Annotated in this window: 15 protein-coding genes; 11 read left to right on the forward strand and 4 right to left on the reverse strand. The window is 62.1% G+C overall.

Annotation, left to right across the window (positions count from 1 at the left end):
* Positions 1-77: 77 nt before the first annotated feature.
* On the forward strand, positions 78-1,118 hold the full coding sequence (locus HAD_RS11565) for a glycosyltransferase family 2 protein (RefSeq protein WP_051596176.1): 1,041 nt from the start codon (positions 78-80) through the stop codon (positions 1,116-1,118).
* Here the strand turns inward: HAD_RS11565 and HAD_RS11570 are convergent.
* Positions 1,106-1,519: a PaaI family thioesterase gene (locus HAD_RS11570; protein WP_035571161.1), complete on the reverse strand. Its 414-nt coding sequence runs from the start codon at positions 1,517-1,519 to the stop codon at positions 1,106-1,108. The genes HAD_RS11565 and HAD_RS11570 overlap by 13 nt on opposite strands.
* An 82-nt stretch (positions 1,520-1,601) precedes the next feature.
* On the opposite strand from HAD_RS11570, the gene HAD_RS11575 reads away from it, so the two are divergent.
* The 7 genes from HAD_RS11575 (at position 1,602) to HAD_RS11605 (ending at position 9,644) form a co-directional block, all read left to right on the forward strand.
* Positions 1,602-2,183, forward strand: coding sequence for a TetR/AcrR family transcriptional regulator (locus tag HAD_RS11575; RefSeq protein WP_035571162.1), 582 nt, complete (start codon positions 1,602-1,604; stop codon positions 2,181-2,183).
* Positions 2,184-2,228: 45 nt separating this feature from the next.
* On the forward strand, positions 2,229-4,400 hold the full coding sequence (locus tag HAD_RS11580; RefSeq protein ID WP_035571164.1) for a primosomal protein N': 2,172 nt from the start codon (positions 2,229-2,231) through the stop codon (positions 4,398-4,400).
* A 337-nt stretch (positions 4,401-4,737) separates the two neighbouring features.
* The gene (atpH, locus tag HAD_RS11585; RefSeq protein ID WP_035571165.1) at positions 4,738-5,298 is read left to right on the forward strand and encodes an ATP synthase F1 subunit delta; all 561 of its coding nucleotides are present in this window, start codon (positions 4,738-4,740) and stop codon (positions 5,296-5,298) included.
* Positions 5,299-5,305: 7 nt separating this feature from the next.
* The gene (atpA, locus tag HAD_RS11590) at positions 5,306-6,841 is read left to right on the forward strand and encodes a F0F1 ATP synthase subunit alpha (protein WP_035571167.1); all 1,536 of its coding nucleotides are present in this window, start codon (positions 5,306-5,308) and stop codon (positions 6,839-6,841) included.
* A 36-nt stretch (positions 6,842-6,877) separates the two neighbouring features.
* Positions 6,878-7,756: a F0F1 ATP synthase subunit gamma gene (locus HAD_RS11595; protein WP_035571168.1), complete on the forward strand. Its 879-nt coding sequence runs from the start codon at positions 6,878-6,880 to the stop codon at positions 7,754-7,756.
* 42 nt (positions 7,757-7,798) lie between these two features.
* Complete coding sequence (gene atpD / locus HAD_RS11600; RefSeq protein WP_035571169.1) at positions 7,799-9,223, forward strand: F0F1 ATP synthase subunit beta; 1,425 nt, start codon at positions 7,799-7,801, stop codon at positions 9,221-9,223.
* A 13-nt stretch (positions 9,224-9,236) separates the two neighbouring features.
* Positions 9,237-9,644: a F0F1 ATP synthase subunit epsilon gene (locus HAD_RS11605; protein ID WP_035571171.1), complete on the forward strand. Its 408-nt coding sequence runs from the start codon at positions 9,237-9,239 to the stop codon at positions 9,642-9,644.
* Positions 9,645-9,715: 71 nt separating this feature from the next.
* Here the strand turns inward: HAD_RS11605 and HAD_RS11610 are convergent, their stop codons facing one another.
* A complete protein-coding gene (locus HAD_RS11610) occupies positions 9,716-10,507 on the reverse strand; it encodes an enoyl-CoA hydratase/isomerase family protein (RefSeq protein ID WP_035571172.1) in 792 nt (263 codons plus the stop codon).
* The gene (locus HAD_RS11615; protein ID WP_035571174.1) at positions 10,504-11,163 is read right to left on the reverse strand and encodes a DsbA family oxidoreductase; all 660 of its coding nucleotides are present in this window, start codon (positions 11,161-11,163) and stop codon (positions 10,504-10,506) included. Before HAD_RS11615 ends, HAD_RS11610 begins: the two co-directional genes overlap by 4 nt.
* Before the next feature lie 127 nt (positions 11,164-11,290).
* Between HAD_RS11615 and HAD_RS11620 the strand changes: the two genes are divergently transcribed.
* From HAD_RS11620 to HAD_RS11630, 3 genes are read left to right on the forward strand one after another with little or no spacing between them, the layout of a single operon-like run.
* Positions 11,291-11,776: a MarR family winged helix-turn-helix transcriptional regulator gene (locus HAD_RS11620; protein WP_035571175.1), complete on the forward strand. Its 486-nt coding sequence runs from the start codon at positions 11,291-11,293 to the stop codon at positions 11,774-11,776.
* Between the two features lies 1 nt (position 11,777).
* Positions 11,778-12,728, forward strand: a complete 951-nt coding sequence (locus tag HAD_RS11625; RefSeq protein ID WP_051596177.1) for an MBL fold metallo-hydrolase — start codon at positions 11,778-11,780, stop codon at positions 12,726-12,728.
* Positions 12,729-12,785: 57 nt separating this feature from the next.
* Complete coding sequence (locus HAD_RS11630) at positions 12,786-14,132, forward strand: S41 family peptidase (protein WP_035571176.1); 1,347 nt, start codon at positions 12,786-12,788, stop codon at positions 14,130-14,132.
* Here the strand turns inward: HAD_RS11630 and ubiA are convergent.
* Entirely contained in the window at positions 14,129-15,277 is a 1,149-nt protein-coding gene (ubiA, locus tag HAD_RS11635; protein WP_084331907.1) for a 4-hydroxybenzoate octaprenyltransferase, read from the reverse strand. The genes HAD_RS11630 and ubiA overlap by 4 nt on opposite strands.
* Positions 15,278-15,281 lie beyond the last annotated feature (4 nt).

The following is a 15,281-nucleotide window of genomic DNA, read 5'->3' on the forward strand; positions in this document are numbered from 1 at the left end:
TTCTCCTTTCAGGACGTAGAGCGCGGGACTGGACTTCGCTATATTCCGGTCTCCGGGGCGGGACACGAGTACAAGCAATGGGACAGGCAAAAGAGCCACCACGCGCCACAATTGTTCTCACGACACGGGACCGCTACAGCCTGATGCGGGACTCGATCGCAAACCTTTACGACAATACGGACCATCCATTCGAACTGGTCGTCGTCACCGGTGCGGCGCCCGCGCGCGTCAGGCGCTGGTGCGATGAGGAGGCCGCACGCCGCGAGTTCCGGCATGTCGCGGTCGACCGACCACTGACGCCTGCAGAAGCCCGCAATACCGGGATCGAACATGCAACGGGCGAGTACATCGCCTTTGTCGAGAACGACATCATGTACAAGGCGGGCTGGCTGGGGGCGCTGGTGAAATGCGGGGATGAAACCGGCGCGGGCATGGTCGCGCCCCTGACCTGCGAAGGCCGCCCGATCCACACAATCGTCCATCATATGGGCCCGGAAGAAAACAATACCGAGACGCTGGAAGATGCCGGCGACGGCCATAAGGATTTCAATGAGGATTTCTACCTTCAGGGCAACACGCTGGACGAAATTCAACCTCACCTGAAACGGCGCCGTACACAGAGTGTGGAGATGCATTGTTTCATGGTGCGCCGCAGCCTGTTTGACCGTATCGGGACGTTCGATCCAGATATTGTCTCAAAGGAGTACCTCGATTTTTCCTGGCGCGCGCGGGAGGCCGGAGAGAGCATCTGGTTCGAACCGTCATCCGTGATCACCTTCCTGATCCCGTCGGAGGATGATCCTGTCCGGATGGTGGACCTGCCTTATTTTCTGCTGCGCTGGTCACGGTCCTGGCAAAGGCGCAGCCATGACGCCCTGAAGGCGAAGTGGAACATGCAGGAGGATGGCTTCATCAGTTACCGGCGGTCGCTGGCGGACTGGCGGATTGTGGACCATGTGACCAAGCCGACCCTGTCGCATGTGCCCGTGGTGGGCAAGCGCTGGGGCTTTGTCCATCGCGCGGCCGTGCCGGTGAATTTCTGCCTCAACGCGGCCTCGAACCTGATGGCCTGGCGGTATGACCGGGCGCGGGGCGGCAAGGGCGATCACGCCGCCTGAAGCGCGCGGAAGGTTGCGTTGGCGCGGGCGCAGAGCGCTTCGTCTGCATGAATGGTGGCCGCGCAGAAAGACAGGTTTTTCCCGGTACGCAGCACAACCGGCCGGATTTCCAGCCACTGGTCCAGCCGGGCCGTGGACAAATAGTCGAGCGACAAGCCAACGGTGACCAGACCGGCAATCCCGTCCAGCGACAGGCCGCAGCTGAGCCCCATGGCATTGTCGGCGAGCGCCGAGATCAGCGCGCCGTGGACAAAGCCGCGCGAATTGGCGTGGGCTGGCCCGGCGCGCAGGCCGATCCGGATCGCGTCGCCGGTGTTGCGCGAATAGAGCGGCTCCCATGGGTCTGTCAGACCGCTTTTCCTGAAATGCGGGGCGAAGCCCTCGGGGATGTCTTGTGTCATCTGCCGTGTCCTCATTGCCTGTTAACGGGTCGAGGTGTATCGAAACCATGTAGACCAGTCTATATAATTTCTGGAGACTCACATGGCAGCCGCCGCAAAACATCGCGATGCCCTTCTTGCCGCGTCGGTCCGGCTGTTCCGTCAGAAGGGGTATGCGGGGACCGGACTGTCCGAGATCCTGCAGGAGAGCGGGGCGCCGAAAGGCTCGCTCTATCACTACTTTCCGGGCGGCAAGGTCGAGATCGGCGTCGAGGCCGTGCAGCTGGCCGGGAAGGCCGTGACGCGCACATTGAAAGACCTGGCCGCAAAGACGGACGGGCCCGGCGCGCTGGTCTCGCACTATCTGGACCTGCTGGCCGGGTGGATGGCGGCGTCGGACTACCGTGATGGCTGCCCGATCACGACGACCCTGCTGGAAACCGTGCCGGAGCATGAAGCGATCCGCGAGGCAGGGGCCGCGGCCTTCGCAGCGTGGGCCGGGGTCTTGGAGGAGTCGGCTGTTGCTGCCGGTATTCCGCAGGACCGGGCCGCGCGTCTCGCACACTTCACCATATCGGCGCTGGAAGGCGCGCTGGTGCAGTGCAGGGTGAGCGGCGACGCGGCGCCTTTGCGGCTGGTCGCGGAGGAACTGAGCGCGCTGTACGCGGCGGCTGAAACGCGCTGAGGGGGCAGGATGACGGAAGGCGGTTGAGGGGCTAAGCCTTGGCCTATGGCCGTCGCCCGGATTCTCTTTCCCATGCCCCTGCCGGAGCCGTTTGACTATGCGGTGCCGGAGGATCTGGACGTGGAGGAAGGCAGCTATGTTGCTGCGCCGCTTGGCAAGCATCAGCGGCTGGGAATCGTCGTCGAAATGCTGGGGGATGAGGCGGCGGAGGGCCGCACGCTGAAGGCTGTGTCGGAGGTGTATCCCACGCCGCCGATGACAAAGGCGATGCGGGATTTCCTCGCCTTCGCCGCGCGCTACACGGTCAGCCATCCGGGCCACCTCCTGTCCATGGCGCTGAGGGCGCGGGCCGGTCTGTTGCCGTCGGCGACCGAGACCGTGTTCACGGCGACGGGCGAGACGCCGCCGCGCATGACCGAGGCGCGCGCAAAGGTGCTGGACGTGATGGCGGCCGCGGACGATCCCATGACGGCTGCGCAGATCGCCGAGGCGGCGGGCGTGTCATCCGGCGTGGTGCGGGGGCTAGCCGAGGCTGGCGCCCTGCGTGCGACCGACGTGCCGACCGACCCGCCTTTCCCGCCGGTCAATCCGGACCTGCCGGGCGCCACGCTGACAGCGGAGCAGGCCGAGGCGGCGACCGAACTGTGCGCTGCGGTGCGTGAGGACATATTCCACACTTTCCTGATCGACGGGGTCACCGGCTCCGGCAAGACGGAAGTCTATTTCGAGGCCATCGCCGAGACGCTGAGGGGCGATCCGGAGGCGCAGGTTCTGGTCCTGTTGCCGGAGATCGCGCTGACGCAGGCAATCCTGTCCCGTTTCACCGCGCGGTTCGGCGCCGCGCCGGCGCCGTGGCATTCCGGCCTGTCCGACAAGGAGCGCCGCCGGACCTGGCGCGAGACGGCGCATGGCCGCGCCCGCATCGTGATCGGCGCGCGCTCGGCCCTGTTCCTGCCGTTCCGCAAGCTGAAGCTGATCATCGTGGATGAGGAGCATGACGGCAGCTTCAAGCAGGAAGACGGCGTGACGTATCATGCCCGCGACATGTCCGTGATGCGCGGCAAGCTGGAGGAGGCGGTCGTGGTGCTGGCCTCGGCGACGCCCGCGCTGGAGACGGTCGTGAATGCCGAGATGGGCCGCTACACGCGGTTGAAACTGTCGGCGCGGCCGGGCGCGGCGCGGCTGCCGGACGTGGAGCTGGTGGACCTGCGGGCCGACCCGCCCGCGAAGGGCATGTGGCTGTCGTCCCGGCTGGTGCACGAGATGCGCGCGACGCTGGCAGCGGGCGAGCAGACGCTGCTGTTCCTGAACCGGCGGGGCTATGCGCCGCTCGTGATCTGCAAGGCGTGCGGAGAGCGGCTGAAGACGCCGGGCACGGAGAACTGGCTGACCGAGCACCGCTACACTAACCGGCTTGTGTGCCATGTCACGGGCTATTCCATCCTGAAGCCGCAGATGTGCCCGCATTGCGGCGCAGCGGATTCGCTGATGGGCGTCGGCCCCGGTGTCGAGCGCGTGGCCGAAGAGGTGCGCGTGCTGATGCCGCATGCGCGAATCGAGATTTTCTCCTCCGACACGGCGCAGGGCGGCGACGCCACGCGCGGCATTGTCGAGCGGATGGAGAATGGCGAGATCGACGTGCTGATCGGCACGCAGATCGTGGCCAAGGGGCATAACTTCCCGAACCTGACCCTCGTCGGCGTCGTGGATGCCGACAGCGGCATGAAGGGCGGAGACCTGCGTGCGGGCGAGCGGACCTATCAGCTGCTGAGCCAGGTGGCAGGCCGGGCAGGGCGGGCCGAACGGCCGGGCCGCGCGCTGGTGCAGACCTACGCGCCGGATAATCCGGCCATGCTGGCGCTGGCCGATGGTGACCGCGACGGCTTCCTCCAGATCGAGCGGGACGTGCGGGCCGAACTGGGCTTGCCGCCCTTCGGCCGGCTGGCGGCGGTCATCCTGTCTGCGCCGTCTGCTGAAATGGTGGATCAGGCCGCGCGGGACGTGGCAGCCCTCGCGCCGAACGGGCAGGGAATCGAGCTGTTCGGCCCGGCCCCGGCGCCGATTACCGTGCTGCGCGGACGCCATCGGCGGCGATTCCTGGTGAAATCTCCCCGCAATGTGGACCTGTCGGCTTACATGTCGGCGTGGCTGGGGAAGATCAAACTCCCCGCCGCCGTCCGCATGTCGGTGGACATCGACCCGTATTCTTTCCTTTAGCGGCGCATTTCCGTGCCGGTGGGGCGCGGTTCCGAACGAGAGAATCGGTGAGACGGCGGCCCGCGCTGCCGGATCAATTGCGATGCCTTTGGCAGGCCCTGAACCGGGGACAGACACCGAAAGCTGTGACATACCGGAAAGCCAAATACTGCGGGGCTTTCGCGGCGCCTTGTCATAATTGTCATTTCGCCGCAGACATTGGCGCCATGCCCATGTTGTCAGGTCAGATGACTGATGCTAAGCGGCGCACAGTTTTCAAGGGCGCGGGCATTTCGCACGCAGCCCTGTTTGCTGTTTTTGGGCCATTCCGCCCACCTGAACATGGACGAAGAGACCCTTGGCTGGATCAAAGACGACACATGCGAACGAAGCAGCACGCCGTTATGCGAGCGCGCTGTTCGAACTCGCACAGGACAATGGCGAACTTGCCAATGTCTATAAGGATTTTCGGGCATTCGCCGAGATGGTGAATGGCTCTGACGATCTGGCGCTTCTCCTGGATTCGCCGGCTTTCTCCCGCGAGGAGAAAGTGAAGGCGCTGAGCGAGGTTTCGGCCAAAGCGGGCCTCGGTGACCTGTTCGGCAAATTCCTCGGGACCATGGCGCAGAACGGCCGTTCGGGCGACGTTCTCGGCGCTGAACTGGCTTTTGATGAACTTTACGCACAACAGCGCGGCGTGAAGCGCGCCGTTGTGCGCACCGCGAAAGAAATGACCGGCGCCGAGCGCCAGCGGATCGAATCAATCCTCGCCAAGGCCGTTGGCGGCGAGGTGGAACTTACCAGCGAGGTTGATGCCTCGCTCATCGGCGGCATCCAGCTGCGCATCGGGTCTCAGCTCGTTGATGCAAGCCTTGCCGCCAAACTGGAACGCATGAACACCGCCATGAAGGGAGCTTAGTCGCTCGATGGATATCTCAGCAGCAGAAATTTCGGGCATCCTGAAGTCGCAGATCGAGAATTTCGGCGTTGAAGCCGAAGTCTCCGATGTCGGTCAGGTTCTGTCAGTGGGCGACGGTATCGCCCGTATCTACGGTCTGGACAGCGTTCAGGCCGGCGAAATGGTCGAGTTCGACGGCGGCATCAAGGGCATGGCCCTGAACCTGGAAAGCGACAATGTCGGCGTCGTGATCTTCGGTGACGACCGCGATATTAAAGAAGGCGACACCGTCAAGCGCCTCGACGAAATCGTGTCGGCTCCGGTCGGCAAAGGCCTGCTGGGCCGCGTCGTGGATGCGCTTGGTAACCCGATCGACGGCAAGGGCGCCCTCGAAAACGTCGCTGCCCGCCAGCGCGTGGACGTGAAAGCGCCGGGCATCATCCCGCGTAAGTCTGTTGACGAGCCGATGATGACGGGCCTGAAAGCCATCGACGGCATGATCCCGGTTGGCCGCGGTCAGCGCGAGCTGGTCATTGGTGACCGCCAGACCGGCAAGACCGCGATCTGCATCGACACCATCCTGAACCAGAAGGCGACCAATGACGCCGCCAAGGACGACAGCGAGAAGCTGTTCTGTGTCTACGTCGCCATCGGCCAGAAGCGTTCCACGGTGGCCCAGGTCGTCAAGACGCTCGAAGAGCGCGGCGCCCTCGACTACACGATCATCGTGACCGCTACCGCATCCGAGCCGGCCCCGCTGCAATACCTCGCACCGTTCACCGGCTGCGCTATGGGCGAATGGTTCCGTGACAACGGCATGCACGCCCTGATCATCTATGATGACCTTTCCAAGCAGGCCGTTGCTTATCGTCAGATGTCCCTGCTGCTGCGCCGCCCGCCGGGCCGCGAAGCCTATCCGGGTGACGTGTTCTACCTGCACTCGCGCCTTCTGGAGCGCGCTGCGAAGCTGAACGATGACAATGGCAACGGTTCGCTGACGGCCCTGCCGATCATTGAAACCCAGGCTAACGACGTGTCGGCCTATATTCCGACGAACGTGATCTCGATCACCGACGGCCAGATCTTCCTTGAGACGGACTTGTTCTATCAGGGTATCCGCCCGGCCGTGAACGTCGGTCTGTCGGTGTCGCGTGTGGGCTCTGCTGCCCAGACGAAAGCGATGAAAAAGGTTGCCGGCTCGATGAAGGGTGAACTCGCCCAGTATCGTGAGATGGCCGCCTTCGCGAAATTCGGTTCCGACCTCGACGCTGCGACCCAGCGCCTGCTGAACCGCGGTGCGCGCCTGACCGAACTGCTGAAGCAGCCGCAATACTCGCCGCTTCTGATGGAAGAGCAGGTCTGCGTGATCTACGCCGGTACGCGTGGTTACCTCGACAAGGTCGAACTGAAGGACGTCACCCGCTACGAGAAAGAACTGCTGGTTCACCTCCGCGGTGCGAACAAGGACCTGCTGGCCAAGATCGCTTCTGAGAAAGCTCTCAGCGACGAGATCGAAGCTGAAATCAAGAAGGCCCTGGACGACTTCACTTCGAAGTTTGCCTGAGCCCCGGACGACTGAGCACGAACTGGAAGGCCTGACATGCCCAGCCTGAAGGACCTGAAAAACCGGATCTCGAGCGTGAAATCCACGCAGAAGATCACCAAGGCCATGCAAATGGTGGCCGCGGCGAAGCTGAAGCGCGCGCAAGACGCCGCGACGGCTGCCCGCCCGTATGCCGAACGCATGGCTGCGGTTCTCGCCAACCTGTCGGCGTCAGCCGGCGCGGGTGGCCCCAAACTGCTTGCCGGCACCGGCAGCGACCAGACGCATCTGGTCGTCGTCATGACCGCAGAGCGTGGTCTGGCCGGTGGCTTCAACACCTACACGGCCAAACTTGCCCGTCAGACGATTGCTGCGCTGCAGGGTGAGGGAAAGACCGTGAAAGTGCTGACCGTCGGCAAAAAAGGCCGCGAGCAGCTGAAGCGCGACTATGCAGACCTCTTCATCGGTCACGTCGATCTGTCTGCTGTGAAGGGGAATGACTTCTCCGAATCGGCGATTTCCATCGGCAAGAACCTGACCTCCCGTTTCGACGAGGGCGAGTTCGACACCGCGACGCTGATCTATTCGCAGTTCAAGAACGTGCTGAGCCAGGTTCCGACCGCGCAGCAGCTGATCCCGGCAGCAGCCCCTGCTGATGCCGAAACGGTTGATCTGGGCAACGCGATTTACCGGTATGAGCCGTCGGAAGATGCGATCCTCGAGGCGCTTCTGCCGCGTTATATCAACACGCAGATCCTGTCGGCCCTGCTGGAAGGGTCTGCTGGTTTCTATGCGAGCCAGATGACCGCCATGGACAACGCGACCCGCAATGCCGGCGAAATGATCGACTCGCTGGAACTGCAGTACAACCGCGCACGCCAGGCACAGATCACCAAAGAACTCATCGAGATTATTTCGGGCGCGGAAGCGCTGTAGAGAACAACCCAGAGACTACCCGCTCCAAAGGAGACGACCCGCATGAGCACTCCCGCAAACGCCAAAGGCCGCATTTCCCAGGTCATCGGCGCCGTTGTCGACGTCGAGTTCGATGGCGAGCTGCCGGCAATTCTCAACGCGCTTGAAACCGACAACAACGGTACGCGCCTGGTGCTGGAAGTTGCTCAGCACCTCGGTGAAAGCACCGTGCGGACCATCGCCATGGACTCCACCGAGGGCCTCGTGCGCGGCGGCCCGGTGGCTGACACCGGCAAGTCCATCACCGTTCCGGTTGGTCCGAAAACGCTCGGCCGAATCATGAACGTCATCGGCGAGCCGATCGACGAACGTGGCCCGATCGGCTCTGACATGGACCGCCCGATCCACGCCCCGGCGCCGGATTTCATCGACCAGTCCACCGAATCCGAAGTGCTCGTCACCGGTATCAAGGTTGTGGACCTGCTCTGCCCGTACGCCAAAGGCGGCAAGATCGGCCTGTTCGGCGGTGCCGGCGTGGGCAAGACGGTTCTCATTCAGGAACTGATCAACAACATCGCCAAGCTGTTCGGCGGCTACTCGGTCTTCGCCGGCGTCGGCGAACGGACCCGTGAAGGCAACGACCTCTACCACGAGATGATCGAATCCAAGGTTATCAACCTGGAAGGCGAGAGCCGCGTGGCCCTGGTCTATGGTCAGATGAACGAACCTCCGGGCGCCCGTGCCCGCGTCGCCCTGACCGGTCTGACCCAGGCTGAATACTTCCGCGACGAGGAAGGCAAGGACGTGCTGTTCTTCGTGGACAACATCTTCCGCTTCACCCAGGCCGGTGCCGAGGTGTCCGCGCTTCTCGGCCGTATCCCCTCCGCTGTGGGCTACCAGCCGACGCTGGCCACTGACATGGGCCAGCTGCAGGAACGGATTACCTCCACGAACAAGGGCTCGATCACCTCGATCCAGGCCGTCTACGTTCCGGCGGATGACCTCACCGACCCGGCGCCTGCCACCTCGTTTGCCCACCTTGATGCGACGACGGTTCTGAACCGCGCCATCTCGGAAAAAGGCATCTACCCGGCCGTGGACCCGCTGGACTCCACCAGCCGTATCCTCGACCCGCTGGTCGTTGGCGAAGAGCATTATGGTGTTGCCCGCGGCGTGCAGGAAATCCTGCAGAAGTACAAAGAGCTGCAGGACATCATCGCCATCCTCGGCATGGACGAACTGTCGGAAGAAGACAAACTCGTCGTGGCCCGTGCGCGGAAAGTGGAACGCTTCCTGTCGCAGCCGTTCGACGTGGCTGAAGTCTTCACCGGTTCGCCCGGCGTTCAGGTGAAACTCGAAGACACGATCAAGGGCTTCAAAGGCCTGATCGCTGGCGACTATGACCACCTGCCGGAACAGGCCTTCTACATGGTCGGCGACATCGAAGCCGCCAAAGCCAAGGCCGCCAAGATGATGGCAGACGCGTAAGCGGACAGGATATATGGCCGATAAACTCCACTTCTCGCTCGTTTCGCCCGCGAAAGAGCTCTTCTCCGGCGAGGTCGATCATGTGATCGCACCTGGTTCGGACGGTGAGTTCGGCGTGCTGGCGCACCATGCACCCTTCATGACGACGCTGCGCAATGGCGTGGTGCGCGTGCTGGAAGGCGACACGGTCAAGATGCGCATCTTTGTGCGCGGCGGCTTTGCGGACATCACGTCGGCTGGCCTGACCATCCTGGCTGAAGAAGCCCGCATGCTCGACGACGTGAAAGTTGACGACGTGCAGGCCGAGATGGAAGCGACGCTCCTGAAGATCCAGTCGCTCGACAAGGACGATTCCACCCGTTCGACGCTGCAGGAACACTACGACTATCTCGAAAGCCTGAAGGCCGCTCTGGTCCACTAAGGTGACGCCAGAACCGAATTGAAGACGCCGCCCGTTTCCGGGCGGCGTTTTTTATTGGCTGACGGCAGGGGTCAGTCGCCCGTAAATTCCGGGTCGCGGCCTTCGAAGAAGGCTTTTATGCCTTCCCGGAAATCGTCGGAACGCTGGAGCAGGGCGAACGCCTCAAGGTCCCGGTGGGCCGTGGCTTTTGCCAGGGCGTGGGCTGCCACGTTCACATCCTGCTTGACCATTTTCAGGGCTGTTGGTGGCAGGCGGGCCGCCGCCGCAGCGACTTCGTGCGCCTTGTGCATGGCTGTGCCGGCAGGCACGACGTGATCTGCAAGGCCCCAGTTGAATGCGGTGGCGGCATCGATCTTTTCGCACAGACCGGCGATCCGCTTGGCCCGGGCCGGGCCGACCAGCGCCACGAAACGGGGAATGGAGCCCCAGCTCATGTTCATGCCGCGCTCGACTTCGGGAACGTAAAAAACAGAGTTTTCGGCGGCGACGCGCAAGTCGCAGGATGTCGCCAGCGCCGCGCCACCCCCGACACACCAGCCTTCGATGGCGCAGATGGTCAATGCGTCAACATTCTCCCAGGCCTCACACATACGGGGGCCACGGCGCAAATGAATCCTCCGCTCCCGGAGGGAGGACTTGGCTGCAGTTGTCCCAGCTGGATCTTTCAGATCGGCGCCCATGGAAAACTGGTCGTCTCGCCCACTTAGAATGACGGTCGAGATTTCCGGCGCATCATGGAATTGGAGCGCCGCCTCTGTCAGGTCCTGCATCAGTTTCTGGCTGAGCGCATTGGCCCGTGCGCCGGTGTCGAACCGGACAATGGCAATTCGGCCATCAATCTCTGTGCGGACGAGGTCGCTCATGCGGATTCAGCAGGGGGGTGTTCAGCCGCATGGCGGATGAATCGCGCAAGTTTTTCGGGCGTTTCGGCGCCCTGGGCCGCAAACTGCCGGTTGGCGATATAGGTTGGCACGCCTGTGATGCCGACTTCGCGGAAGTATTTTTCTTCGGCGCGAACGGTGACGACATCGGCATCTGTGGACAGAAGGTCAGCCACGATGGTCGGGTCGAGGTCGATCTGGCGGGCAATGTCCACAAGAACGCCGTGGTCGCCAATATCGCGTCCGTCGTGGAAGAAGGCGCGGAAGAGGGCCTCCTTGGCGGCGGCCCCTTTTTTCTGCCCCTGAGCCCAATGGACGAGGCGGTGCGCATCCAGGCTGTTCGGGCGCCAGGTGATCTCGTCGAAGCGGTAGGGAATATCCTCGGCCTCGCCATAATCGATCAGCGCCTGGCGCATTGCGCCGGACCGTTCTTTCGCCTCGGGCGAGCTGAAGGCTTTGCGCATGTATTCCTTGTAGTCGACCCCGCCCGCCGGAATGGACGGGTCGAGTTCATAAGGGCGGAATAGAAGCTCTACTTCCACGTCCGGCACCATGGCGATGGCCGTTTCGATGCGGCGCTTGCCGAGCCAGCACCACGGACAGACGAGATCGGAAACCATTTCAATAACAACAGGCATGGCATGAACCTATGCCCCGCCGCTGGCCGGCGCAACCAGCGAGACCGGCTGATCCGGGGTCAACGGGTTGACCAGGCAAAAAAATACAACTAATTGTACAATTAGTTGTATAAAAGGTGTGCCGCAGATGAGCGAGACGAATTTTGTCGATTCCCACAGGCTGAGCGCAGCATTTGTTGCCAACCAGCTTGAACGCCTGGTGGAAGTGATCGTGACGCAAGGCAATGACATGCTGGATGCGGCAGGGATCCGGTTTCCCTCCCGGACGGTCTCGACGGTCCTGTTTGTGGGAGAAAATGAGCCGACTTCGACAGCCGATATCGCCCGCGCGCTCGGGCAGCCTCATCAGTTGGCGACCCAACGTGTCGACCTTCTGACCCAGCTCGGCATTTTTGAACGTATCAGCGATCCCGACGATGCCCGCCGGAAACTGCTCCGCCTGACACCGGAAGGACGGGATCAGTTTACCGTCCTGACCGGACGGCTCGAAAAAGCCGGACAGGCTTTCGAGGCGCTATTCACCGAAATCGGATGTGACCTGCCAGCCGTTTCGCGGCGTGCGGCCGATGCCCTTCACGAGTCGTCCCTTCTCACACGCATGAAAGCGATTTGACATGATCAGACTTGCCGCCTCCATCTTTTCCGCGCTTTTGCTCGGAAATATCTCTGCCTGCCAAATGCCGGGCGCGCCATCCGAAGCACCGCCGTCCACCCTGTTCGCGGAACCATGGAACAGTGGTGTCGATCCGGATGAGCCGGCGTTTCAGGTTCAGGCCATTGATGCGGACACATATGTGATCCGACAGTCTTTACGGACAAGTTTCGAAGCGCCGTTTCTCTATCTCCTGTTTGGCGAAGATTCGGCGCTGTTGATCGATACGGGCACCGAAGAGGGTGACCTGCGTCCGGTGGTCGATCGGTTGATTGCTCAGCACCTTGCGGACAGCGGGCGCTCGTCATTGCCGCTTGTCGTCATGCACACGCATGGTCATGGCGATCATGTCGGGGGCGATGACGGTTTTGCAGGCAGACCCGATACAGTGGTTGTCGGGCACTCAGTTGAGGATGTGGCCGCATTCTTCGGAATCTCCGATTGGCCGGAAGACGTCGGCGCCCTCGAGCTTGGCGGACGGGCGGTCGAGATCCTGCCCACGCCGGGGCATCATCCCTCACATGTCATGGTCTATGATCCCGCGACGCACATTCTGTTCAGCGGGGATGCAATCTATCCCGGCCGGCTGTTCTTCGAATGCGGCGCGGCTGGCGAGTATGCGGCCTCCATCGACCGGGTGGCGCGCTTCGCAGAAAGCCATCAGGTCGACTGGCTGCTGGGCGGACATGTAGAGATGAAGGCGCAGCCCGGGCAAGCCTTCGGGCAACAGGCAAAATCACGCCGGGGCGAACATGTGCTGGAATTGCCGGCAAGCGCCATCGGCGATGTACAGGCTGCTTTTTCCGGAATTGACGACTATCCCCGCGTGACGCCGTTTGCCGAGTTTGTGCTGTTGCCGCACCCGGCCGACCCGCGTGGCAAATCTCCGCCGAATTGGTGCAAGCCGTCCTAGGAGGACTCGTCTTGCTCAGGAAAGTATCCATCCTTACACGAATTAAGGATCTCTGAAATGATCAAACTTTTCGCTCCACTTATTTCGCTCATTCTGCTTGTCTTCGCTCTGTTTCCTGCGGCTTGCGCTTCATCCGCCGATGTTGAAACGAATAAAACCGTCTGGAGCCGGGTCGAACTCGAATCCGATCTGGATGCCTGGCTGGATTGGACGCGCTCGACCCATCCGGCGTTCGAGCAGAGTGTCGACGTGGACGCATTTGAACGTCAAATCAAACAGGTTCGCGCGGGTCTTCATGATGGAATGGAAACGTCGGAGGCATGGTATCTGTTCGCGCGGCTGAACCCGCTCCTGAATGACGCGCATATGGGATTGGAGTTGCCCGCAATCGATTCCGATTTGGATTCTTGGGACGTGGAGATCGAAAATGGGCGCGCCTATGTTCAGCTGGCCGGAGCAGACGAAAAACGTCAGGAGATCGTCGCTGTAGATGGCCTTTCAGTGCCAGAGATGATCGCACGGACTTTGCCGGTTGTGCGAGGGGAATCCGATGCGTTGAGACAGCGCATATTGGAGCTGCGTTTCCGGGAACTGGTCATGCTGAATCTTGATGGTGGTTCACCTCTGGAGGTTCGGATTCAGTCTGCGGACGGCACGGAACGCGTCGTTTCCGAAATCAAGCCAGTCGCCGCAGCTTCCGAGGCGACACCGTTCAGCCTGTCGTTTCTCAATTCTACGGCAATCATGCGGATCGATACGTTCGAGAAAGACATCGATGCGGAATTCGCCAGTTTTGTCGAAGAGAGCTTTGCCAGAATCGCATCTGAAAAAGCCACGCGACTGGTCGTCGATCTTCGAGACAATGGAGGCGGTGCGCATGAGGTATCAGATCGGCTGCTGAATTATCTCACCTCGGAACGTTACACGCCGATTTCCGCTGTCCGCGCCCGTGTCACCGAGGCGAACAGGGGACAAATTCCAGGAGCCGAGCCGGGAGACGTGGTGGCCATGCCCTATGCACAATGGGTTGAACCTGAAAGCAGATTGGACCACCGTTTCGGCGGAGACGTTATCATTCTGATCGGCCCGGCGACTTATTCGCAAGCCATCGTTTTTTCAACGACTGTCCAGGATTATCAGATCGGCTTGATTGCGGGCGCGGAGACGGTTGGCAAGGCCAATCAGACCGCTCAGGTGCAGCACTTCGACCTGCCGAATACTGGTTTCCAGGTTCGCGCACCACTTTATGTGCTGACCCGTTCTTCCGGTGAGGAGACAGGGACGGGGGTCTTGCCGGACATTCCGATATCGAATGTAGAAGACCGGACAATCGCGCAGATCCTGGAAACGGTTGATCAGTGGGCAGCTGAAAACGGTCAGCCGGATTCGGCCTTGCAGCGCTAAGGCTTGGTTGGCTCAGATTGATCGTGTGAGTTATCCGCGGCGTCGGGGAAGACAAATCCATCACGCTCCAGAATGCGGCGTATGTCGGTCTTCAGCCATGTCTCCCGGGAAGACGGTTTTTGTCCCGATTTCTGCAGTTCCAGGCCGAAGGGCAGGGACACCTTGTCCGGCGCGCCGTCGGGCACGATTTCCGGGCCGGAGAATATCGTGCGGGGTGTGGGCTCCGGTGTCATGGCAGACAGGGTCAGGCCGAGGGCCACCAGCGCGCCGGTCCAGACATTCGACTTGAAAACAGCCAGCGCGATGTCTTCCCCATGGCGCTTCAGCCGTGAGATCTGTGACGTGGCATGGCCGAGGAAGGCGAGGGACGTGACAGCGCCCATGCGGCCGGCGCCCTGAAGGCCGGAGGCGGCGGCGATGAGGGCCGCAGCGATGATGAAGAAGCCGAAACTGTAGAGCGCCGCATGCTTGCCAAAGAGACGCGCTGTGGATTTGACGCCGATCAGGGCGTCGTCTTCCCGGTCCTGCAGGGCGTAGATCGTGTCATAGGCCACCGTCCAGCAGCCAAGGCCGACATAGAGCAGGATCGCGGGAAACCCGACGCTGCCTGCCACGGCGACACCCACCAGGGCGCCCCAGTTGAACGTGGCCCCCAACCATGCCTGCGGCCACCAGGTGACCCGCTTCATGAAGGGATAGGCCGCGACCAGCGGGATGGAGAGCAAGGCAACGATCTTGGCGTCGCCCGGCAAGCAGAGCCAGACAAGAAGGCCCACCGCCAGCTGGATGCCCAGGAAAATATGAGCTTCCCGCAAGCTGACCAGACCGGCCGGCAACGGGCGCAGCGCGGTGCGCTCCACTTTCGCATCGAAGTCGCGGTCTGTGATGTCGTTCCAGGTGCAGCCCGCCCCGCGCATGGCGATGGCGCCGATCAGGAACAGGACAGCCCAGATGAAATCGGTGAGGTAAAGCCCGGTTTTGATCCGCTCGAAGGCGAGGCCGATCAGGCAGGGCAGGTACAGCAGCCAGATGCCCACAGGCCTGTCCCAGCGTGCCAGCATGGCATAAGGGCGCATGCCCGGCGGCAGGCGGGAAAGCCAGCCCGGCAGAGCGCTGTCGGCAGGAGAGATCTGGGTCTCGGTCATCTGC

It is taken from the genome of Hyphomonas adhaerens MHS-3 (genome assembly GCF_000685235.1).
Taxonomy (GTDB): Bacteria; Pseudomonadota; Alphaproteobacteria; order Caulobacterales; family Hyphomonadaceae; genus Hyphomonas; species Hyphomonas adhaerens.